2 protein-coding genes are annotated in these 757 nt (G+C 24.8%); one reads left to right on the forward strand and one right to left on the reverse strand.

Annotated features, from left to right (window positions below; genetic code table 4):
• Positions 1–369 (forward strand): hypothetical protein (locus UDIV_RS04680; protein ID WP_038103757.1); only part of this gene is annotated, 369 nt, incomplete at its 5' end.
• A 67-nt stretch (positions 370–436) separates the two neighbouring features.
• Here the strand turns inward: UDIV_RS04680 and UDIV_RS04685 are convergent.
• On the reverse strand, positions 437–757 hold a 321-nt coding region (locus tag UDIV_RS04685; RefSeq protein ID WP_038103764.1), incomplete at its 5' end, for a hypothetical protein.

Consider the following 757-nt stretch of genomic DNA (forward strand, 5'->3'; position numbering starts at 1 on the left):
TTCATAATTAATAATTCATTAACTACTAAACTAAAAGTAATTTTTATATTAACTTCTTTAGTGTTCTTTATATTAACTCTAAAAGCTAATAAAACTAAAGAATCATTTTCTTATAGTCATAAGAAGTTTATGATCTTTATTGGTTGTTGATTAGCTTTATTAGCTATTATTATCTTAATTAATATGTGATCAACTGGGTTCTTTATAAGTGGGGTTGCATCAAGATCAGTTGGAACTATTTCAGTTCCATATTATGCTTGATGAGCTGGAGTATTATTAGTTCACACTATTATTTATTTCATTTATAGAAGAGTTTATGTTACTAAAAGAAGTAAGCAAGATAAACAAAGTAAACATATAAATTCATAATCAATCTAAAAAAAGAAAGGGAGCTTTTTCCCTTTCTTTTTGTTTGCTTAATTGATTTAATAAAAGATTAATTTTTAGAGTTAGTAAATGTTTTAGAAGTAGTTGGTTGATTAATGTTTTTAAGTTCATTTTCATCAAGAGGAACTCTTTTGTAATTGCATTGATTTAAACTATAATTGATTTGATTAATGACTTCATCACAAACATCAGTTCTAATGTTTGTTCTTATTGGATTATATAATGAATTAGATGGTACTAAAAAGACTTTGTCGCAATCGATTAAAGTTGGTTTTATAAATGGGTTTCGGTTTTTATCTGGTTGTTCAGTAATAAAGTTTTTAACAACTTGTTTAATAAGATGAATTGGTTTAAGGGTTTGACATTTAAC

The organism is Ureaplasma diversum NCTC 246, from assembly GCF_000731915.1.
Taxonomy (GTDB): Bacteria; Bacillota_I; Bacilli_A; order Mycoplasmatales; family Mycoplasmoidaceae; genus Ureaplasma; species Ureaplasma diversum.